At 61.2% G+C, this 19,748-nt stretch carries 19 protein-coding genes; 6 read left to right on the forward strand and 13 right to left on the reverse strand.

Annotated features, from left to right (window positions below):
• Positions 1-7 precede the first annotated feature (7 nt).
• Positions 8-988, forward strand: a complete 981-nt coding sequence (locus ACYVI2_RS07345) for a Bug family tripartite tricarboxylate transporter substrate binding protein (RefSeq protein ID WP_415821125.1) — start codon at positions 8-10, stop codon at positions 986-988.
• Here the strand turns inward: ACYVI2_RS07345 and ACYVI2_RS07350 are convergent.
• The 4 genes from ACYVI2_RS07350 to ACYVI2_RS07365 are packed head-to-tail and all read right to left on the reverse strand — an operon-like array spanning position 975 to position 5,197.
• On the reverse strand, positions 975-1,577 hold the full coding sequence (locus tag ACYVI2_RS07350; RefSeq protein ID WP_415821124.1) for a cysteine hydrolase family protein: 603 nt from the start codon (positions 1,575-1,577) through the stop codon (positions 975-977). The genes ACYVI2_RS07345 and ACYVI2_RS07350 overlap by 14 nt on opposite strands.
• Positions 1,578-1,610: 33 nt before the next feature.
• Entirely contained in the window at positions 1,611-2,375 is a 765-nt protein-coding gene (locus ACYVI2_RS07355) for an SDR family NAD(P)-dependent oxidoreductase (protein WP_415821123.1), read from the reverse strand.
• 9 nt (positions 2,376-2,384) lie between these two features.
• The gene (locus tag ACYVI2_RS07360; RefSeq protein ID WP_415821122.1) at positions 2,385-3,743 is read right to left on the reverse strand and encodes an MmgE/PrpD family protein; all 1,359 of its coding nucleotides are present in this window, start codon (positions 3,741-3,743) and stop codon (positions 2,385-2,387) included.
• 8 nt (positions 3,744-3,751) lie between these two features.
• A complete protein-coding gene (locus tag ACYVI2_RS07365) occupies positions 3,752-5,197 on the reverse strand; it encodes an FAD-dependent oxidoreductase (RefSeq protein WP_415821121.1) in 1,446 nt (481 codons plus the stop codon).
• 136 nt (positions 5,198-5,333) lie between these two features.
• On the opposite strand from ACYVI2_RS07365, the gene ACYVI2_RS07370 reads away from it, so the two are divergent.
• Positions 5,334-6,287, forward strand: a complete 954-nt coding sequence (locus ACYVI2_RS07370; RefSeq protein WP_415821119.1) for a LysR family transcriptional regulator — start codon at positions 5,334-5,336, stop codon at positions 6,285-6,287.
• Here ACYVI2_RS07370 and ACYVI2_RS07375 read toward each other — a convergent pair.
• Together ACYVI2_RS07375 and ACYVI2_RS07380 are read right to left on the reverse strand one after the other, a co-directional pair.
• Positions 6,235-7,044 carry an aspartate/glutamate racemase family protein gene (locus ACYVI2_RS07375; protein ID WP_415821118.1) on the reverse strand — a complete coding sequence of 270 codons (810 nt, stop codon included), beginning with the start codon at positions 7,042-7,044 and terminating at the stop codon, positions 6,235-6,237. The two genes, ACYVI2_RS07370 and ACYVI2_RS07375, sit on opposite strands and share 53 nt — an antisense overlap.
• A 22-nt stretch (positions 7,045-7,066) precedes the next feature.
• A complete protein-coding gene (locus ACYVI2_RS07380) occupies positions 7,067-8,050 on the reverse strand; it encodes a tripartite tricarboxylate transporter substrate binding protein (RefSeq protein WP_415821117.1) in 984 nt (327 codons plus the stop codon).
• Between the two features lie 229 nt (positions 8,051-8,279).
• On the opposite strand from ACYVI2_RS07380, the gene ACYVI2_RS07385 reads away from it, so the two are divergent.
• On the forward strand, positions 8,280-9,260 hold the full coding sequence (locus ACYVI2_RS07385; RefSeq protein WP_415821116.1) for a Bug family tripartite tricarboxylate transporter substrate binding protein: 981 nt from the start codon (positions 8,280-8,282) through the stop codon (positions 9,258-9,260).
• A gap of 14 nt (positions 9,261-9,274) precedes the next feature.
• Here ACYVI2_RS07385 and ACYVI2_RS07390 read toward each other — a convergent pair whose 3' ends face one another.
• The gene (locus ACYVI2_RS07390) at positions 9,275-10,108 is read right to left on the reverse strand and encodes a transglycosylase SLT domain-containing protein (RefSeq protein ID WP_415821115.1); all 834 of its coding nucleotides are present in this window, start codon (positions 10,106-10,108) and stop codon (positions 9,275-9,277) included.
• An 85-nt stretch (positions 10,109-10,193) separates the two neighbouring features.
• Here ACYVI2_RS07390 and ubiD point away from each other — a divergent pair, with 85 nt between their 5' ends.
• Positions 10,194-11,738, forward strand: coding sequence for a 4-hydroxy-3-polyprenylbenzoate decarboxylase (gene ubiD, locus ACYVI2_RS07395; RefSeq protein WP_415821114.1), 1,545 nt, complete (start codon positions 10,194-10,196; stop codon positions 11,736-11,738).
• Positions 11,739-11,838: 100 nt separating this feature from the next.
• Here ubiD and ACYVI2_RS07400 read toward each other — a convergent pair whose 3' ends face one another.
• The 4 genes from ACYVI2_RS07400 to ACYVI2_RS07415 all read right to left on the reverse strand — a co-directional run bounded on the left by ACYVI2_RS07400 (position 11,839) and on the right by ACYVI2_RS07415 (position 13,882).
• Positions 11,839-12,249, reverse strand: coding sequence for a hypothetical protein (locus ACYVI2_RS07400; RefSeq protein ID WP_415821113.1), 411 nt, complete (start codon positions 12,247-12,249; stop codon positions 11,839-11,841).
• Positions 12,250-12,252: 3 nt separating this feature from the next.
• Positions 12,253-12,732, reverse strand: coding sequence for a phage holin family protein (locus tag ACYVI2_RS07405; protein WP_415821112.1), 480 nt, complete (start codon positions 12,730-12,732; stop codon positions 12,253-12,255).
• Between the two features lie 38 nt (positions 12,733-12,770).
• On the reverse strand, positions 12,771-13,088 hold the full coding sequence (locus tag ACYVI2_RS07410) for an ElaB/YgaM/YqjD family protein (RefSeq protein ID WP_415808683.1): 318 nt from the start codon (positions 13,086-13,088) through the stop codon (positions 12,771-12,773).
• A gap of 128 nt (positions 13,089-13,216) precedes the next feature.
• On the reverse strand, positions 13,217-13,882 hold the full coding sequence (locus ACYVI2_RS07415) for a hypothetical protein (RefSeq protein WP_415821148.1): 666 nt from the start codon (positions 13,880-13,882) through the stop codon (positions 13,217-13,219).
• A 525-nt stretch (positions 13,883-14,407) separates the two neighbouring features.
• Between ACYVI2_RS07415 and cysG the strand changes: the two genes are divergently transcribed.
• The gene (gene cysG / locus ACYVI2_RS07420) at positions 14,408-15,823 is read left to right on the forward strand and encodes a siroheme synthase CysG (RefSeq protein ID WP_415821111.1); all 1,416 of its coding nucleotides are present in this window, start codon (positions 14,408-14,410) and stop codon (positions 15,821-15,823) included.
• Positions 15,824-16,048: 225 nt separating this feature from the next.
• Here the strand turns inward: cysG and upp are convergent, their stop codons facing one another.
• The gene (gene upp, locus ACYVI2_RS07425; protein WP_415821110.1) at positions 16,049-16,687 is read right to left on the reverse strand and encodes a uracil phosphoribosyltransferase; all 639 of its coding nucleotides are present in this window, start codon (positions 16,685-16,687) and stop codon (positions 16,049-16,051) included.
• A gap of 246 nt (positions 16,688-16,933) precedes the next feature.
• Positions 16,934-18,379: a D-alanyl-D-alanine carboxypeptidase/D-alanyl-D-alanine-endopeptidase gene (dacB, locus tag ACYVI2_RS07430; protein ID WP_460490286.1), complete on the reverse strand. Its 1,446-nt coding sequence runs from the start codon at positions 18,377-18,379 to the stop codon at positions 16,934-16,936.
• 316 nt (positions 18,380-18,695) lie between these two features.
• On the opposite strand from dacB, the gene queA reads away from it, so the two are divergent.
• Positions 18,696-19,748, forward strand: a complete 1,053-nt coding sequence (queA, locus tag ACYVI2_RS07435; RefSeq protein WP_415821109.1) for a tRNA preQ1(34) S-adenosylmethionine ribosyltransferase-isomerase QueA — start codon at positions 18,696-18,698, stop codon at positions 19,746-19,748.

Consider the following 19,748-nt stretch of genomic DNA (forward strand, 5'->3'; position numbering starts at 1 on the left):
CAAAATCATGCACAGCAAATACGGTAAATACGCCCTGCGCACCCTGCTGGCCGCGTGCCTGACCACGGCCAGCCTGGGCGCAGTCGCAGCGACCTATCCCACACACGCCCTCAAATTCGTCGTGCCCTATAACGCGGGCGGCGGCACCGACGTGCTGGCTCGCGCAGTGGCCCAAGGCACCTCCAAGGTCCTGAACCAATCCATCGTGGTCGACAATCGTCCCGGCGCCAGCGGCATGATAGGCGCGGACATGGTCGCCAAGGCCGCGCCAGACGGCTACACGCTGGTAGCCACGGCGTCAGACACGCACACCATCAATCCCCATGTCTATCCCAAGATCCCCTACAACGCGCCAAAGGACTTCGTCCCCGTGGCGCGTGTGGGTTACCTGCCTTATGCCATGGTGGTCAACCCACGCCTGGGCATCAAGGATATCCAAGGCTATATCGACCTGGCCAAAAAGAACCCTGGCAAACTCACCTATGCCTCATGGGGCGTAGGCAGCTCCAGCCATGTAGCCATGGAAATGCTGAACGTCAACCAACAGCTAGACGTGTTGCACGTGCCCTATACCGGCGCGGCGCCCGCCATGACTGCGCTCATCGGCGGGCAAGTCGATGCCTTGTTCGTGCCCTTGAGTCTGGCCAAGCCCAACGCCGACGCGGGCAAGGTCCTGATCATGGGCTTGGCCGCGCCCAAACGCTTTGTGGACGCGCCCGAGGTGCCCACCATGGTCGAACAAGGCATCCAGGTCATCGCGTCGCCATGGATAGGCATCCTGGCGCCCACCGGGACACCGGCTGACAACATCAACGTGTTGTCCGACGCCATCATCAAGGCCACTGCCATCCCTGGGGTCGCCGAGGCCCTGACCAAAGGCGGATTGGAAATCGCCCCACAAAACGCCAAAGATTTTGGCGCCTACCTCGTCGAAGACTACAAGGCCTGGGGCGATACCGTTCACGCAGCCAACATCAAAGCTGAGTAGGATTGGAGAACTTCACCGCGTCCGTGGTTTCAGCCTTGCAAAATCGCGCAAGGCTGCCCATGGAATTTGCATGCTCCTGTTCGCTGTGCGCGGCGCATGCGTCCTCCAGGACGATCACTTCATAGTCCCGGTCGTGAGCGTCGCGTACGGTAGCCTGCACTACGGCCTGCGTAGACACCCCAGAGCAATAAATACGCTGCACGTTGTTGGCGCGCAATTGCGCCTCGAGCGTCGTGGAGTAGAACGGGCTGACGCGGTGCTTGGTCACCTGAATGTCGCCGACCCGCTGTTCGAGATCGGGATGGATTTCCGTCCCCCATGCGCCTAATTTGAATATGCCGGCCTTGGGTGCGCCCGAGAACACCTGAGATCCCTCGGGGCACTCGGGGTAACCCTCCGAAAAGCCCACGCGTACAAACCCCACCAGGACATCGGCCGCACGCGCCTGGGCGATGGCCTTGGCCGTCTTGGCCAGAATCCGACGGCTTTGTACCTGCTCGCCCAATGGGCTCTTGCCGTTGGGGCCTTCGGCGTGAACGAGATCATTCTGCATATCGAGCACGAGATAGATGGAACGGGGAGCTTTCATATCGAATACCTATGTCAGTTGAAAAGGAAAAAATCAGTCGCACCAGATGCCGCCATTGACGTCCAGCACCTCACCGGTGATGAAACCCGACTGCGGCGATGCCAGGAACAGCACCGCCGCAGCGACTTCATCCGCGGCCCCCATGCGGCCCACGGGAATCAGATTCTTGAGCGATGGCGGAAAATTAGTGGTCATGGCCGAGGCGACCGGGCCAGGCGCCACGGCGTTTACCGTGATGCCCGACGTGGCCAGCTCCTTGGCCAGAAATGAAGTCATGATGTGCACACCCGCCTTGGATACGCCATAGGCCACGTTGCTGGCGCGTTCCTGTTCGGCGGGATCGATCCACGGACGCGGGTTGCCGCCATTTTTGCCGATGACCGACCCCAGATTGATGATGCGTCCGCCGCCCTGGTGTCGCATAGGCTCGATGGCAGCCTGGCAGCATAGAAAAGTGCCTTTGAGATTGATGTCAATGACGCGATCCCACTCGGCCTCCTGCAAATGCTCGGCGCTGCCCATCGACACCACACCCGCCACGTTCACCAGAATATCGAGACGGCCCAGCGTGGCGGTGATGTCCGCCATCACGCGCGCCACATCATCACGCCGGGTCACGTTCAAGCGCAGCGTCTGCACGTCGACACATGCAGGGTCGATCCGGTCGGCGCCATCGAGATCGGCAGCAACGACGCGTGCGCCATGCGCGGCCAGCGCGGCGGCCACCGTCCGGCCTATGCCACCCGCACCACCCGTTACCAGCGCGACCTTGCCAGCGTATAAATCAGCCGTATACATGGAATCCTCTCATGATGCACAAATGGATGAAAACGCGGATTGGACCTTGCCCTGCATCAACGCTTGCCACAGCGCTTGCGTGTCCCGCTCGCGTCCTGCATGACGCAGGCAATCGACGAACTTCGCTTGTACGCGCTGCGTGTCGAGTTGCAGGTCCAGCGGATCGAATACGGCTCGATGCAAAACCCGGGAACCCGATATCAACGTGAGCACAGCCTGCGGATGACCGGGATTGTCGGGCAGACCGTCCTCCAGTTCGATGCGATCCGCCACATCCAGTACCTCACCATCGCGCAACACGTCGTGCGCAAAACCACTGAGAGTCGGTTCACCATGCACGAGCGCGTAGGCCGTCATGAACGGGATGCTGTACTTGGCATCCTGCAGCGTGCGCGGACGCCGGCGTTGAGCCAGCGGGCGGCATAATCGGCCAGCCGATGCATTTACCGCGACGCGAACACTCGCAGCCGGATGATGTGCGTAGCTCTCGCGCGCGGCCAACGCCACGGCCACATAGGGATGCGACAGACGGCAACTGGGCCACGGTTTGATATCGACCTGCGCCGCGTGCCACACCGAAAAATCCAAGAGCGTGCGGCGCTGCCGGCTGGACAATGCACCCGCCAGGTAAAGACGGAACATACTCGCCTCGCCATCGAGCGCCCCGGCAGGCCCCGCCACGCCAGCCTCGGCAAGCAGCGCAGCCTGCAGGCCACCTTGTGCGGCAAAGGCGGGATAGATGCCCCGCGCCGTGGCGCCCGTGCTGAACCCCGCCTCCTTGCCGCCCGCAAGCTGCATATAGGCCAACCCGAGACACGACACCAGTGCTGGCGCGTCCAACCCCAGTACCAGCCCTGCTCCCATGGCCGCGCCCAGATAACCGAATAGCTGCGTGAGGAACCATTCCGAGCCCGGGCCCTCGCCCTGCGGCGCGCATGCCGTACCGAGGCGGCACATCAACTCGTTGCCGATCGCCACGGCGTCAATGACTGCCTCGTCATTCACATCGCGCAACGCGGCGGCGGCCAACACAGCCGGAATCACGCAGGCGGACGGATGCAGACGGCCGGCGTCATGAATGTCGTCGTAATCCTGGATATGAATCAGCGCGGCGTTGACGAACGTGGCAGCCAGCGCCGAAACCTGGCCGCCACCGATCAAGCCATGACGCCCGTCTCCGGCACCCAGACGCTGCGCGGCCACCACTTGCCGCGCCAGCTCCGTATCGCACGCCGCCAACCCAATCCCCATCGCGTCGGCGATATGCAAACGGGTCTTGGTCCGCATCGACTCCGGTACGCCGGCCCGATATGTTTGCAGCAGTGCATGGGCCAGTTCTGCACTGAGCGAGATCGGCTCATCGACCATGGCCGCCCCTATTGCGCATTCGCGATATGCTGCGCCGCCAAACGGCCGAACACCAACCCTTTGAGGACGGATGTAGCGCCGGTATAGTTGGTGTAGTACATGCCGACGGTTTCCCCTGCCGCGTAGAGGTTCTTCATAGGATTACCATCGGTGTCCAGCACCTGGCCCGACGCATCGATCTTGAGGCCGCCAAAGGTAAAGACATTGGCCGAGATGATGGGATAGGCCATGAACGGTGCCTGATCAATGCGGCGCGACCAATTCGATTTAACGGGCGACAAATCCCGAGTCGCCAGGCCATCGAGTTCCAATGGCTTGAAACCCTCCTCACCCGGGCAGGCCTCGTTGTAACGCGCCACCGTCGTTTCGAGTTCGCCCGCCGGCATACCCAGCTTCGCGCCCAGCGCTGCCAGGCTATCGGCCTCGATGGCGGGTTGATCAGTGCGAATGGCCAAGCGATAGTTCGGCACATCCTTGACGCGCTGATCGAGGATCACATAGGCAATGCCTTCTTCCTGCTCGTAAATCCGCCGTGTCACGCGCTCGTAGTAGGCATCCACCGTGCCCGGCGCCTCATCGGTAAAGCGCTGGCCGCGCTTGTTCACCAACACCCCATACGGGAAGATAAATATCGAGGGTTCAGACACGCCCGAGCGCGGATCCACCGGCTCGGCGTGATAGCTGCCGAACTCGCCGCAAGGCGCGGCGCCGGCGTCCAGCGCCATCTCGATCCCTTCACCGCGATTGAAATACGCCCCCTTGCACACCGGACGCAGATACACCGAACGCGGGCCCACATAGCGAGCCATCATGGCCGGGTTGCCTTCAAAACCACCGCAGGCCAACACCACCTTGCCCAGGAAACGCACACCGCCTTCGTTGGCGCGATACGCGTGCAATCCCTGCACCTCGCCGCGTTCGTCGAGTAACAAACTCCGGGCAGTGGTGTAATAGAAAAACACCGCTCCCAAACTCTCCGCGCGAGCCGCCAATGCCTCTACCAGCGCCTCGCCGCCTCCGACCGGCAACAGACGCGGTTGCGTCTTGGTCAGGAACTGAGTGGGCAGAAAATCGAACTTCACACCCAACTCTTGCAACCAGCCGATGGTGCCGGGCACCTGATCCGCGAAACTCATGATGAGCTCGGGATCGGGCGAAGCCAGCGCACGCGCCGCATGCGACCACCCCGCACGATCACCGCCCATCTCGGCCGCAAAATCCGGGTCCATATACACGCCCGCGTGCTCGGCCAGATGCGTCTCGAAATCGTCCGACACCTGGTCGATCGCCTTCATCCGCAGATAGGCCTCGGTATACCGACTTTGCCCCCCACGCTCCTCGCGGCTGGCACGCTCCAGCACGGCTACCTTCAGCCCCAGCTCCGCCGCGGTCACCGCGGCCGACAGGCCAGCCACGCCACACCCCGCCACCACTACATCAAAACGTTCTTCCATGCTCTCCACCTTTGTCGTATACCGATGCTTCGCCGTATCATCGTCGTTAAATGCAGCGGCTAGGTTAGGCTTATGGCGGCGCTTGCGTTAGACATCGGCGCCTAATGCGCTATTTAAAAAAATCGAAAGGAGACGTATGGACAAGCTTTGGGCCATGGAGGTGTTTGTGCGAGTGATGGAATGCGGCAGCCTATCTCGAGCCGCCGAGTCGCTCGACTTGGCCAATGCCACTGTCACGTCGAGCCTGCGCAATCTGGAAAAGCACCTGGGCACCACGCTGATACAGCGCAACTCGCGCCATCTGCGCCTCACCGAAGAAGGCCAACTATTCCTGCCGCGTTGCCAGGAAATTCTGCGCAACGTGGCGCGCGCCGAATCCGAGATCACAACGCGTACGGCCGACATCAGCGGCCACCTGCGCGTGGAGGCCCCCTTCGCCATCGGCCAGAATCTGCTCTGCCCGGCATTGGTCGAGTTTTCGCATCGTTATCCGGGGTTGTCGGTGGCGCTGACACTCACCAACTCGCCACACAATCTGATTGAACACGCCACCGATGTGGCCATACGCATGGACAAGGTGGAAGACGCCGATCTGGTGGGCCGCCCTATCTATGAAGCAAAGTATCTCGTGTGCGGCACACCCGCACTGGTGAACTCGCTGCATGCCGTCTCGCCAAACGATCTGGACCCTACGCTATGCCTGGGCCTGTTTCCAGAAGGCGGCCATACTCCCAACCCCTGGGTCTTTACGCGAGGTGACGAAGAAGTCGTAGTGCGCCCGCAGGGGCCATTGAGCTTTAACAACACAGAGTCGTTGATCCACTGCGCACTGCAAAGTCGTGGATTGATCTGCGTGCTGGATATTTTTGTTGCCCAATTGATCGACGAAGGCAAGCTCACGCCCATATTTTCGGAATGGGACACCGCCAAGCGCACCTTTCACTCCGTCACGGTGAAATCACGCTTCGCGGCGCCTAAAGTGCGGACGTTCGTCGACTTTCTGCTCGAAGTCTTCGACTCGCGCCGCCGTCCCGATATCAAGACGATTGTTCCAATCGGTTCAGACCGTAAAACGAAAAAATCTCGTTGACCCGTTCTGGATCGGGCAGGCGATGGTAGTAGCCCTTGCGGCAGGCCTTGATGCCGCACAGTCGATGCAGGTCCCCTAAGGTCTCCGCCTGCTTGACCCATGTCGCCAGCGAATCCAGCACGGGCACGCCATCGACCTCGGACACCCCATTGCGAGCCAACAAGACATTCATGGGCGCCTCGCCGGGAATGATCACATCGGCGCCACGCGCAATCAGTTTTCGTGCGGAATCACGAAAGGTCTCGATCAACTCGGAAGGATCCTCGAAGGCCGCCAGCACATCATTGAACGTGAACCCCACCGGCTGCGCACCTGCGAAGCGCGACTCCAGCCCATGCCGCAGCGCGTTCTCCGTAATGAGCTCGTCCATATCATCGATGAACAACAGCACGCCGAACTTCCGGCCCAGCATGCAGGCCGTCAACATGGCAGATTCGCCATAACCCACCACGGGGATATCCACCAGCGCGCGAATCTCACGCAGCGCCGGCTCAGGCAAGGTACTCAGGGCGTACACATCGTAGCCCTCTTGCTGGGCTTTGACCGCCGCCGCCATGAACTGCAGACCGTGTACATACTGAAAGGCCGCGTGTCGAATATCCGAGCCCGGATAGTTGCTGCGATACGTGCCCGGTTGCATGCCATGCATCACAATCTCGGTGTCCGGGCGCGCCACGCGAGCGAAATGCTGCTTGAGGGCGTCGTTGTATGCGCCCAGATCACTCAGAACCGTAAAGCTTTGATGCCAGATTTTCATGATGTCCTATGTCGGAGAATAGCTAATCGAGCTGCACATTGGCCCGTTTGACCACTTGTGCCCATTTGTCGACCTCGGACTTGAAGAACGCGTCGAACTCGCCCGGTGTCGAACCTATTGCCACGCAGCCCAAGCTGTCGAGCTTCGCTTTCACGTCGGGATCCTGCGCAGCCTGGCGAGCGGCATCGCTGAGCTTTGCCACCACATCAGTGGGTGTCCCTGCGGACACAAACAAACCGAACCAGGCCGTAGCGTCGTAATTCGGCACACCCGACTCGGCCAGCGTCGGTACATCAGGCACGGCTGATGAACGAGTCTTGGTGCTAATGGCCAGCGCACGCAGTTGCCCGCTCTTGATCAGAGGCAGAGTAGTGACCATATTGTCAAATGTGATGGGCACATGGCCACCCAACACGTCAGCCATGGCTGGCGCTGCACCACGATATGGCACGTGCTGCAGCTTGATGCCGGCTTGCTCGGCAAATAATTCGGTAAACAGATGCGCGCCCGATCCGTTGCCCGCACTGGCGAATTGCAAAGGCTTATCGCCAGCCTCTTTGGCCGCTGCCACAAGATCTCCGACAGAACGATAAGGCGTGCTGGTGTTGGTCACCAACATAAAAGGCGTGGATGCCACCTGCGAGACGGCCATGAGATCCTTGAGCGGATCGTAACTGAGGCTGCGGTACAGACTGGGATTTACCGCCAACGAGATCGTTCCAAACAACACCGTATAGCCATCGGGCGTCGACTTCGCCACGAAATCCGACGCGATATTGCTGGCAGCACCAGCCTTGTTTTCGACCACGATCGGCTGGCCCAACAAGCGGCTCATCTTCTCGGCTACCGCGCGTGCCGCCACGTCGGACGCTCCCCCAGCGGGAAAGCCCACAATCAATTTAAGCGGCTTTTCGGGATAGCTGGCCATGCTGGGGTTCACGGCCGACAACGCCACCAAACCGCCTACCAGCAGTATTCGCGAAAAAGCACGACTGATTCGATGCATAGTGAATGTCTCCTTCCTCATTTTTTGCCATTTTGCCCATAACAACGCAGGTCAAACATGGCAAGAACATGAAGACAGGATTCACTAATCTTGAAAGTGCCAGTGCCTCGGAGTTTTCGAAATTCTCGAAATCGGCATTCGAACGTGCGCCCTTCTTTATCGCACGCCCCTCCGCGCACAATGAACGCCATCCATAAACAAGGGCATCCATGCCCTGGAGGAGATCGACATGAGAACTACCCGGCGCCACACTCTGGCGTACTTATGCGCGGCCATTCTGGGCGTAACGATTACCGGCACATCGGCGCACGCTGCCTATCCCGACAAGCCCATCAAAATCATTGTTCCTTGGGCGCCCGGCGGCAGCACCGACATTCTGGCCCGCAGTACGGCGGAACGCTTGAGCCAGGCGCTCAAGCAGCCTGTCATCGTGGAGAACCGCGCCGGCGCCAGCGGCAATATCGGCGCCGAGGCGGCGGCGCGTGCAGCGGCCGACGGCTACACGCTGCTCTTTACCAGCACGAACCTCACGCTCAACCCTGCCGTCATTGCGCACACCCCCTACGATCCGGTAAAGGACTTCACCGGCATCACCATGGTGGCATTCGCGCCCATGATGCTGGTGACCAAATCAGGCTTTGCCGGCGATACGCTGCAAGGTCTGATGGACTATGGCAAAGCCCACCCAGGCAAGCTCAATTTCTCGAGCAGCGGGGCAGGCGGCGCGCCGCATCTGGCAGGCGAGATGTTCAAGCGCGCGGCGAAGCTGGACATGGTGCACATCCCCTACTCGGGCGCGGCGCCGGCGCTGGCCGACGTACTAGCCGGCCAAGTGCAGATGACGTTCACCACGTATATCTCGGCCCAGGGCCAGCTCGCCGCCGGTGCGCTCAAGGCATTGGCCGTCGCCAGCGACCAGCGATTGCCGGTGCAGCCCGACGTGCCTACCTTTGCCGAAAAAGGGCTGGATATCGAGATAGGAACCATGTTTGGCCTGCTGGCGCCCGCAGGCACACCCGCGTCCGCCGTGAACACGCTGTATCAAGCCCTGAAACAGGCCAGCGCCGACCCTGCCTTTAATGCAAGCATCATCAAACAGGGCGGACGCATGGTGATGAACACGCCACAGGACTACAACGCCTATCTGCGTGAGGACACCCAAAAATGGAAGAACCTGGTGCAGCAGATCGGCGGCGTGGACACGAACTGAGCGCAGACCGTCGATCAATCGCGTGCTAACGCGATCCCGGCAGCCAAGGCCAACCGGCGACGCTCGGCCTGAACCTTGGCGCCATAGCCGCCATCGCTGGGACCTGTCGCCCCCACATAGCAGGCCAAGCCGCCCTCCACCGATCCGCGACGCGTGATGCAGTCTTTCAGGATGGTGCTGCCGACGCGGATATTCGAGATCGGATCGAGTGCGCTGGCGCCCTCGCCCAATTTATCGAATTTATCCTGGTGCACACGCGTCATGACCTGCATCAGGCCCTGCGCGCCCACCGAGCTTTCCGCAAAGGGGTTATAGCGGGATTCGATCGCGATGACCGCCAACAGCAATAGCGGATCCAGATCTTTTTCGCGTGCAACACGATACGTTGTATTGACCAAGACACCGGTCGCGTCATAGGCCACACGGTACTTGCGCGAGATATAGTTGCGCAGCGCCTCGGCCTGCGGGCCGGACACGGCAGTACGTAACACCTTTTTAGGCGGAGCCGGAGGCAGCTCGCTACGCAGTGGGCCCAGAAAGCCGGTGGCATTACTGGACGGCGCAGCGGGAATCGCCATGGCTACCGCTGAAGGGGTGTCATAGAGGGGATCGTCACTGGTATCGGCTAGCGAACCGGACGGCACGGATGTAGGCGCTAAAGCGGTCAACAAGGCTTTGTGCACCTGCAGGGCCTGGTCGCGCAAACCGGGCAAAGCGAGGCTCATACTTATGGTGACAATGACGGCAATACCCAGATAGGTACAGCAGATACGCAACCATTCAGCAAGACGGTGGTGCACTCCTTGGGCGGACTGACGGAACAGACCTGCCACTGACGCATCGGGCATGGTGACCTCCTGCGTGATAAAGAAGAGGCCTGGATGTTAACCTCTGTTCTGACTTTAAAATGTAACGAATTGACCTGGATCTGTAGTGAAATACCGTGACCTGAGAGACTTTTTACAGCAACTGGAGCAGCGCGGTGAGCTCAAACGCATTGCCACGCCAGTATCGACACATCTTGAAATAACTGAGATCGCCGATCGCGTTTTGCGCGCCGAAGGGCCTGCTTTGCTGTTCGAAAATGCCGTCCACAATGGCACGCGAGCCGAGATTCCGGTGCTGGCCAACCTGTTTGGCACGCCCAAGCGCGTCGCGTGGGGCATGGGGGCCGAGGACGTCAGTGCCCTGCGCGAGACCGGCGAACTATTGGCCTCGCTACGCGAGCCCGAGGCCCCGCGCAGCCTGCGTGACGCCTTCGGCAAAGTCGCCATGCTGAAATCCGCTCTCTGGGACATGGCGCCCAAACGCGTGCGCAGCCCGGCCTGCCAGGAAATCGTCTGGGAAGGCGCGGACGTGGACCTGAGCCGGCTGCCGCTGCAAACCTGCTGGCCCGGCGATGTAGCGCCGCTCTTGACCTGGGGGCTGGTCGTCACCCGGGGGCCGAATGCGCGGCGCCAGAATCTGGGCATCTATCGCCAACAGCCGATCGCGCCCAACAAATTGATCATGCGCTGGCTGTCGCATCGCGGCGGCGCGCTGGATTTTCGTGAGCACGCGCGCGCCTATCCAGGTACGCCCTTTCCCGTCGCGGTCGCCTTGGGAGCAGACCCGGCCACGATCCTGGGGGCCGTCACCCCCGTCCCGGACAGCCTGTCCGAATATCAATTCGCCGGCCTGCTGCGCGGCTCGCGCACAGAAGTCGCCCAAGCCATCGGCAGCGAGCTCTCGGTACCGGCCTGGGCCGAAATCGTCCTGGAGGGCCACTTGCTGCCCGCTACGGATCCGCGTGCTGTTGCGCCCACGATCCCTGACGGGGTCTCGCCGCCACCCGACACGGGCTACGAGATGGCGCTCGAGGGCCCGTATGGCGACCATACGGGCTACTACAACGAGCAAGACTGGTTCCCCGTCTTTACGGTGGATCGCATCACCATGCGCCGCAACCCGGTCTATCACTCGACCTACACGGGCAAACCGCCGGACGAGCCGGCGGTTTTGGGGGTCGCGCTGAATGAAGTCTTTGTGCCGTTATTGCGCCGCCAATTCCCGGAAATCGTCGATTTTTATCTGCCGCCAGAGGGTTGCAGCTATCGATTGGCCGTGGTCTCGATACGCAAGCAATACGCCGGACACGCCAAGCGCATCATGTTTGGCATCTGGAGCGTGCTGCGCCAATTCATGTACACCAAATTCATCGTCGTCGTGGACGAAGACATCGACGTACGCGACTGGAAAGAGGTCATCTGGGCGATCACAACCCGCATGGACCCGGTGCGCGATACCGTCATGGTCGAGCGCACGCCGATCGATTATCTGGATTTCGCCTCGCCGGTATCCGGCCTGGGTGGCAAGATGGGGCTGGACGCCACCAATAAATGGCCGGGTGAAACCGACCGAGAATGGGGCCGGCCGATCACCATGGATCAAGACGTCAAACAACGCGTGGATGCGATATGGGGTGAATTGGGGCTGTAGTAACAGCACCGTGAATCGCGCGAGCCAGTGCAACAAAGCACTGGCTGAATCCGGCATCATCCGACAAAACGGGTGCGTACAAGCACTCCGGTATCGGAAATCAGTCCTGATCGTCCTGCCTCACCCGTCCACCAGACGGACTGACGTGATCCTCGGCATCAGACGATGACGTCCCACGTGAATCGCGCCAGGCCTTGAAGGCCTGCCAACCCAACAACGCGCCCCCCGCCAGCTTGATCAAACCCGAGCGCTTGCCGCGTCCCATGACCAGGGCGGAAAGCGTGGAACTGACAAAAGGGTAGCGCCGGGCCAGCGTAAAGCCCTGCCATAACAGTTTGGACAGATTGCCCTGCGTCAAACTCGGCAGCCAACGCTTGACCAGATTGCCGGGCCTGAGCGAGCGGGTCGTCGACACAATATCGTGCGCCAGCGACTCTCGTTCGAGCGCCGCCCGGGCACGCAGCAATTCAATGCGAACGGCACGGTCAACAGCAGTCGTGGGTTTCGCCATAGGTCAGCTCCGTGCTCGCCGAGCCGCCGCCTGCCGGGCACGCGAGGCGCGCGCCTCTTGTTCGGCTCTCTCGTCACGTTCGTCTTGCTCGGCTTGTTCGGCCTCATCCTGTGCGGCGCGAACACGATCCAGCAACTCGGCGTCACGGCCGAGCTCCTCGACCGTCGCCGCAAAAGGCATGGGGCCGAACAGCAATTGACGGCGTATCGACAGCAGCAATACGAGACCGATCAAGGCATATATCGCGGCCAACAGCCCCAGCGCTACATAACGATTTTCTGTAGGCCAGAACGCCACCGCGATGGTGACCGTGAACACCAGTACCGCCAGCGTCAAAAACAGCAACGCGGCAAATGCCGAGCCCAATAGCTTGATCAACCGCGTTTTTTCTTCGGCCGCCTCGAGGGAGAATAATTCCAGGCGCGTGCGCAGCATCCCTACCAGGCTGCTGGCCACGCTGGATACAGAAGTCCGCAAGCCCATAAATAGGACCAGGCCAGCCTGAAGGCCGGCCCGTGCCTTTATCGGCGAGCGATCAGCAAACCAAGCAGCAGGCCGGTCACGCCTGCAACGCCGATGGCTTGCCAGGGATTGTCGTGCACATAATCATCGGTCGCGCGTGCGGCCTTGCGGCCACGTTCCAGTACGGCGTCTTGCGCGTCGTACAGCGCCTCGCGCGTGCGTTTCAGCGAGGCCAATGCGCGGTCGCGCAATTCGGAGGCCTTGTCGCCGGAACTGGACGCTGCCTCGCGCAACAGGTCTTCGGCATCGCTCAGGCTGCTTTTCACGCTATCGATGAGTTTTTCTTTAGCGGCTTCCTCGGAACGTCGTGTAGGCATAAAAGCTCCCTATGAGTAAGGTCGATGACAGGTTCATCATACCAGCCTGTTGCGACTCTCGCAGCCAGGCAACTATGACATGACGATATATACCTATGGGCACATGGCTTGGTTCACAAGCCCGGTTTTTATTTGACTTGGGTAATTTCCACCGCGGACTTCACTCCGCCCTGATCGATGTCCTGCCGCATGACCAGATTCACTGCGGGACAAAACCAATCGGTGACCGTAGTATTCATGCCGGGTATCGGCAAGGTCAGCCCCTTGAACGTCGCCATCGTGGGGTCGGTATCGCGCGTATAACGGATCGGCCAGCATGATTGACGCCCCAAGGCGGTGTCGAGCGTGGATTTGGCGCCGACAGTTTTCTCGCCGATGCGTACCACCGTGCTGGGCTGCCCGCCAACCGGCGCCTCTTTGCCGATGTTCAATCGATACGTCGCGCCCGGCATGCGCTGCCCCTGCCCGGTGATAGCGCCATCGTAGGCAAACAAGCCCAACATGCGCAGATCGAATTGCCCTTGCGACGCAGGCTGTTCACCTGCCTGGGCATAGCGCACAAAGCTCGCCTGGCCTTGTTTGATCGTCATCAGATAGTCCAGCTTGGACTGGCTCGCCGGCAAACCGGCATAGCTGAACAACGCCGTGCCTTGCACCCGCGCACGGCAGTTGGCCGAATCCGTTTTGGACACTTCGGCAAACGTCAAATCGGCGCCCAGTTTTAAATTGCCGGACCCCGTCAGTTGCACCGCCCCGCCGTCGTGCATAAACCGCGCATCGCACACGCCGGCCATCGCGGGCGCCGTCAGACTGGCGCAACCCGCCAGAATCAGGAAAGAAAGATATCGTGCCGCCACCGGGACTCCAGACTGAAATATGACATCTGGATGCTACACCGTTTGTCTGATTTCCACGTTTCAAGCCGTGTTTAATTCGCGCTGTGTGCAAGACCAGAGAAAGACTTCTGCTGGACCCGAAACCTGTCCTATCGCCGATCGGCCATGCTGAACCCTCAGCATCTCGCTGGCGGCAAACCCATACCGTACATGGCGCCGGCTCCGGCACCACGGCAGTGCTTATTGCCCCACGAAGGGGCATCTTCCTGGACAGCCATGCACCAGGACAGCGCAGGCGCCAAATCGGGCACACACCCGTCTCAATGGCATGAATCTTGCATCTTTTGGCTAAACCGAGGCTTGATATCGACGACTAATCACTTCTAGCTATATCAATCCAATAAATCAAAAGTTGTAGGGATGTATTGCTTGTCCCTATGATTCTCGATGTACGCGGGTCCGTCCCGCCAGGCTGATCATTTCATGAAGCTTTTCCCCTTATTTGCCGATCTACAAGGTCGCCGCGTGCTGGTAGTCGGCGGCGGCGAAGTCGCTGCGCGCAAGGTCCAGGTGCTGTTAGAGGCATCGGCCGATGTGCAGGTTGGCGCGCCTGAACTCGTGCCGGAACTGGCCGAGCTGGCCGACCAAGGCCGCATTCGCGTATTCAAGGGCGAGTTTCAACCCGCGTGGCTGGACGAGGCGTGGCTGGTCGTTGCCGCCACTGACGACCGGTCAGTCAATGCGGCAGTGTCCGAGGCTGCCGAAGCCCGCCGCATTTTCAGCAATGTCGTAGACGATGCGGAGCTATCGTCGTTTCAAGTCCCGTCCATCGTCGACCGCTCCCCCTTGATCGTGGCGATTTCGTCGTCCGGCGTAGCGCCCGTGCTGGCGCGCCGCCTGCGCGAACGGATAGAGTCACTGTTCGATCATTCGTTGGGATCTCTGGCCGCATTGGCCGCTCGCCATCGTCCGCGTATCCGCGAACGCCGCCCTGACCTGAAACAGCGCCGGCGGTTCTATGACTGGCTGCTGGACGGCCCTGTCGCGAGCCTGCTGCGCCAACAACAACCCGCCGAAGCCGAACGCGTGCTCAAGGCCGAGCTCGACAGTCCGCAACCTGCCAGCCAAGGCAGCGTCGTGCTGGTCGGCGCGGGTCCTGGCGACCCTGGCCTGCTGACCCTCAAGGCCTTACGCGCTCTCAACGAGGCCGATGTCATCCTGTACGACCGTCTGGTCAGCCCTGCTGTGCTGGCCTTGGCGCGTCGCGATGCCGATCGCGTCTCCGTGGGCAAACTGCTCGGCGAAGACCACAACGCTACGCAATCCCGTATTCATGCCCTGCTGGTCAAACATGCGCAGGCCGGCCGGCGCGTCGTGCGCCTCAAAGGCGGCGATGCATTCATTTTCGGACGCGGCGGTGAGGAACTGGAATATCTGCGCGCACACCACATCCGCTACGAAGTCGTACCCGGCATCACAGCGGCGCTGGCCTGTGCAGCCTATGCCGGCATCCCTCTCACCCATCGTGACCATGCGCAATCCGTACGCCTGGTCACCGCCCATTGCCGCGAAGACGAAGACACGCTGGATTGGGCCGGGCTGGCTCGCGAACACCAGACCTTGGCGTTCTATATGGGCGTCGGGCAATTGGAAACGTTATCTACCCGGCTGATCAGCCACGGCCGTTCTGCCGCGACGCCATTCGCCTTGATCGAAAACGGCAGCCGCCCCGAGCAGCGGGTCATCACCGGCCGCCTGGATGAGCTCGCCGCCGTGGCACGCAGCCACAACGTGCGCGCGCCTGCATTGTTGGTGATAGGAGAAGTCGCCGGACTCGCCCGCCAATTGCATTGGTTTGGCCGCTACGAGGAAGGCCAGCGAGAGGCGTTGGCGGCCTGACATGACGCTGGGGGGTGCGGGTACAGCGCACCCGCCTCGCCCAATGCCGTTTTTTTGTTAAGGCGACTGGGCTAGCCTCAATCAGGCTGGCAGTGGCCTGTCGCGAGGGCCGTCTCTGCGCGTCGGCATCAGCACCGGTCACGGGTGCCAATGTCATTGATAGGAACCAGCGATATACAAGCTGGCCAACTGTCCGCCGAAGCTGCCGGCGGCGCGGCCTATTTCTTATTCTGCTTTTTGCTTCGTACCAAAGATCCGGTCGCCCGCATCCCCCAGGCCCGGCATGATATAGCCGTTTTCGTTCAATCCCTGGTCGATCGACGCAGTGTAGATATGCACATCGGGATGGCGGTCCAATACCGCTTTAATACCGGTCGGTGCGGCCACCAGAACCAAGGCGCGGATCTCGCGACAGCCGGCGCGTTTGAGCATATCGATCGTCGCCACCATCGAGCCGCCCGTGGCCAACATGGGATCGACGATCAGCGCCAGGCGCTGATCCAATTCCCCGACCAGGCGCTCCAGATACGTGTGCGCCTGCAGCGTTTCCTCGTTGCGGGCAACGCCAACGACACTGACCTTGGCGCCGGGTATCAGGCTCAACACCCCATCCAGCATGCCGATGCCGGCACGCAGAATCGGCACTACGGTGACTTTCTTGCCGGCGATTTTCTCGACCTCGACCGTACCGCACCAGCCTTCGACCGTCGCGGCCGCCAAAGGCAGATCTTTGGACGCCTCATAGGTCAGCAAAGCGCCGACTTCTTGAGACAACTCGCGAAAGCTCTTGGTGCTGAGGTCAGCACGACGCATGATGCCGAGCTTGTGGCGAATCAGCGGATGACGGATTTCGTGCACGGGCATGTGCGGAAGTCTCCAAAAACAATGGGCAGCAAGGCGGCCAAGTCAAAACAAAATGAATTTTAGCGCTACAAGGTCGCGCTGCCGCCTCTGAGTGCGCTATTTGTTGATGACGCCGCCGCTGCCAGCCGACGCCGTTCGTTTCTATGCCCCCTCCACGCCACTGCCGATCATGCGGTCAATGGGACGGCTCGATGGGCGTAACCTGGTCAAGAGATACAACTGGACGCAACGGCTGGCGCCATTGATTTATTTGGCCGCCAACCAAGCGATCAACGCATCATCGAATTTTCGTACCGCTGCCGCATTGGGATCATTGACGATGCTGACCACGACATAGCGCTTGCCACTGGCGCCCAGCACATAGCCCGCCACGGCGCGTACGTCGCGCAACGAGCCCGTCTTCAGATGAGCCATGCCGATGGTTTCCTCCCCTTTCAACCGCCGACGCATGGTGCCATCCACGCCAGCAATCGACAGTGAAGACAGATATTCGGGCATCAACGGCGATTGCCAGGCCAGCGTCAACATGGATGCCAGGCTTTCGGCCGACACCCGCGCGTCGCGCGACAGGCCTGCCCCATTATCCATGACCAGCTCAGGCATATTCAGCCCCTGGGACGACAACACCGATTTGGCTACCGCCTCACTGGTCTGCGTGGTCGCCGGCCGCGTGCCGCGCTCTGCCCCCAAGGTCAGCAACACCGTGCGGGCCATCACGTTATTGCTTCGTTTATTGATCTGGCGAATGGCTTCGCCTAACGACGGAGACTCGTGCGAGGCCAGCACCACCGCATCGGCAGGCACCGTGCCGGCACGGATTTTCCCCTTGAAAGTCCCGCCCAGCTCGCGCCACAGCTGGCGGAATAGCGACTCGCTGAACTCCGGTTGTGACAGCGCCAAGCGGTACAAGCTGAATTCCCCGCAAGACCCCGCCACCGTGCCGCCCAGGCGGATCGAGACGCCTTGCTGCGTCAGCACGGGATCTGTCGTCACCACAGGAGGGCCGGGACAGCGCGCCGTGCTCCAACCCACCTGTCCTTCCAGCCGTATGCCCGGCAACGGAGGATCGATGATCGGCACCCATTTCTGGGCCGCCTGGTCGGGCGTGAACAGCAGGCGCAAGGCGCCGAATCCCACCATCAGCGCATCGGGACTGGCGTTATAAGCACGATCCGGCGCACCGTCAAAGGCGCCGGGATCCGTCGCCACGTTGCCAAAAATACTGCGGTCGATCACCAGATCGCCGATCTGTTTGACCCCGCGCAGGCGCAGCTCCCGCAATAGCGTCCACATATCCTGTATCAGCAAATACGGGTCTCCCCCCGCCCGCAAATACAGGGGACCACGCAACGCGCCATGGGTATCCGGCCCGGCGCCTGGCTCCAACAGAAAATCCGTACGCCAGACATAATTCGGCCCCAGTTCCGACAAGGCGGACCAGGTAGTCACCAGCTTCATAACCGATGCGGGATTGCGTGGCTCGTTGGCGTTGATCGCCACCATGCGCTGGCCGCCGAGCTCTTGCACGACCAACGACAGTGAGGTGCCGGGCAACCCCGATGCTTTCCAGGCTCGCGTCAGATCATCGGGCATGACATCCTGCGCCTGCGCCATGGCCGCCGCCCCCAACAGTGCGCACGCCACGAACCATCGTTTGAGTCGCCCGTGTCGCTTGTCCGCCTGTCCTGTCATGCTGTGCCCGCCGCCATGCCGATGATGTTCAAAAACGCAAGCATACCGAACCTGATTGACAAGTGGCTGTAGCGTCAGCGCGTCCATGCGATCTGGTGGGGTGGCAGCAACAGAATAGAGACTCGAGCACTCGACCACCGACGAAAAGAACGTGCGACCGGCCCGCGATCAGTGCACAGCGGATGAACCACGAAAGGGCCGGCGGGATGGCGCCATTAGAGGATGCGCGGCCAGGCACTTACAATATGGCCCTGTCCGCGCCCTCCGCCCCCCCAATCGGGCGGCGATCCCTGGCGCTTTACTTGAATTGCATCGCGTGTCCTCGACCCTCACTGTTTCCGACTTCGATTACGAATTACCGCCCGAGCTGATTGCCCAGACGCCTGCGGCACAGCGCGACGGCAGCCGCCTGCTCCATTTGGATGCAACAGGCGCGCTCCATGATCGCCAGTTCCTCGATCTGGCCGATTTGCTGCGCCCGAACGACCTGCTGGTGTTCAACGACACCCGCGTCATCAAGGCCCGGCTGACTGGCCAAAAGGCCACCGGCGGCAAAGTCGAGGTCCTGGTCGAGCGCATCGTCGAACCACAGCGTGCGCTGGCCCACGTGCGCGCCAGCAAATCGCCTGGGCCAGGCACGACGCTACGTCTGGCCGATGCCTTTGATGTAACGGTGCTGGGCCGGGAGGGCGAGCTCTTTGACCTGCAATTTCCGGCTCCCGTCCTGGACTTGCTGGACGCCCACGGCGCTACGCCCCTGCCGCCCTACATCACCCACGCAGCCGACGCCACCGACGAAGACCGCTATCAGACCGTCTATGCCCGCGAACCGGGGGCTGTCGCCGCGCCAACGGCCGGGCTGCACTTTGACCAGGCCATGCTGGACCGCGTCGCGGAACTGGGCGTCGACCGCGCCTTTGTCACACTGCACGTCGGCGCCGGCACGTTTCAGCCCGTGCGTGTCGAGAACCTGACCGATCACATCATGCATGCCGAGTGGTACACCGTCGGCCAACCTGTGATTGACGCCATTGCACGTACTCGTGCCCAGGGCGGGCGCGTGATCGCCGTAGGCACTACCAGCGTGCGCGCCCTGGAGTCCGCCGCCGCCCAGAACCCGGCCGGTCCCGACGCGCCATTGGCCCCCATTCAGGGCGACACCCGCCTGTTCATCACCCCGGGCTATCGCTATCGGGTCGTGGACGCGCTCGTCACCAATTTCCATTTGCCGCAATCGACACTGCTCATGCTGGTGTCCGCCTTGGCCGGCGTCGAGCCCATCCGCCGCGCCTATACCCATGCCGTCGCCCAACGCTATCGCTTTTTCAGCTATGGCGACGCAATGTTCATCGAATCCCCCTCTGCCTGA

The organism is Bordetella tumbae (genome assembly GCF_054780995.1).

Bases quoted from the DNA above. Each gene is read 5' to 3' on its own strand.
- ACYVI2_RS07415 (WP_415821148.1), bottom strand. From the start codon at position 13,882: ATGGCCGGCGTGTGCGATGCGCGGTTTATGCACGACGGCGGGGCGGTG.
- dacB (WP_460490286.1), bottom strand. From the start codon at position 18,379: ATGACAGGACAGGCGGACAAGCGACACGGGCGACTCAAACGATGGTTC.
- ACYVI2_RS07350 (WP_415821124.1), bottom strand. From the start codon at position 1,577: ATGAAAGCTCCCCGTTCCATCTATCTCGTGCTCGATATGCAGAATGAT.
- ACYVI2_RS07405 (WP_415821112.1), bottom strand. From the start codon at position 12,732: ATGGGCTTGCGGACTTCTGTATCCAGCGTGGCCAGCAGCCTGGTAGGG.
- ACYVI2_RS07370 (WP_415821119.1), top strand. From the start codon at position 5,334: ATGGACAAGCTTTGGGCCATGGAGGTGTTTGTGCGAGTGATGGAATGC.
- ACYVI2_RS07375 (WP_415821118.1), bottom strand. From the start codon at position 7,044: ATGAAAATCTGGCATCAAAGCTTTACGGTTCTGAGTGATCTGGGCGCA.
- ACYVI2_RS07390 (WP_415821115.1), bottom strand. From the start codon at position 10,108: ATGCCCGATGCGTCAGTGGCAGGTCTGTTCCGTCAGTCCGCCCAAGGA.
- ACYVI2_RS07360 (WP_415821122.1), bottom strand. From the start codon at position 3,743: ATGGTCGATGAGCCGATCTCGCTCAGTGCAGAACTGGCCCATGCACTG.
- ACYVI2_RS07410 (WP_415808683.1), bottom strand. From the start codon at position 13,088: ATGCCTACACGACGTTCCGAGGAAGCCGCTAAAGAAAAACTCATCGAT.
- ACYVI2_RS07365 (WP_415821121.1), bottom strand. From the start codon at position 5,197: ATGGAAGAACGTTTTGATGTAGTGGTGGCGGGGTGTGGCGTGGCTGGC.
- ACYVI2_RS07380 (WP_415821117.1), bottom strand. From the start codon at position 8,050: ATGCATCGAATCAGTCGTGCTTTTTCGCGAATACTGCTGGTAGGCGGT.
- upp (WP_415821110.1), bottom strand. From the start codon at position 16,687: ATGCCCGTGCACGAAATCCGTCATCCGCTGATTCGCCACAAGCTCGGC.
- cysG (WP_415821111.1), top strand. From the start codon at position 14,408: ATGAAGCTTTTCCCCTTATTTGCCGATCTACAAGGTCGCCGCGTGCTG.
- ACYVI2_RS07400 (WP_415821113.1), bottom strand. From the start codon at position 12,249: ATGGCGAAACCCACGACTGCTGTTGACCGTGCCGTTCGCATTGAATTG.
- ACYVI2_RS07355 (WP_415821123.1), bottom strand. From the start codon at position 2,375: ATGTATACGGCTGATTTATACGCTGGCAAGGTCGCGCTGGTAACGGGT.
- ACYVI2_RS07345 (WP_415821125.1), top strand. From the start codon at position 8: ATGCACAGCAAATACGGTAAATACGCCCTGCGCACCCTGCTGGCCGCG.
- ACYVI2_RS07385 (WP_415821116.1), top strand. From the start codon at position 8,280: ATGAGAACTACCCGGCGCCACACTCTGGCGTACTTATGCGCGGCCATT.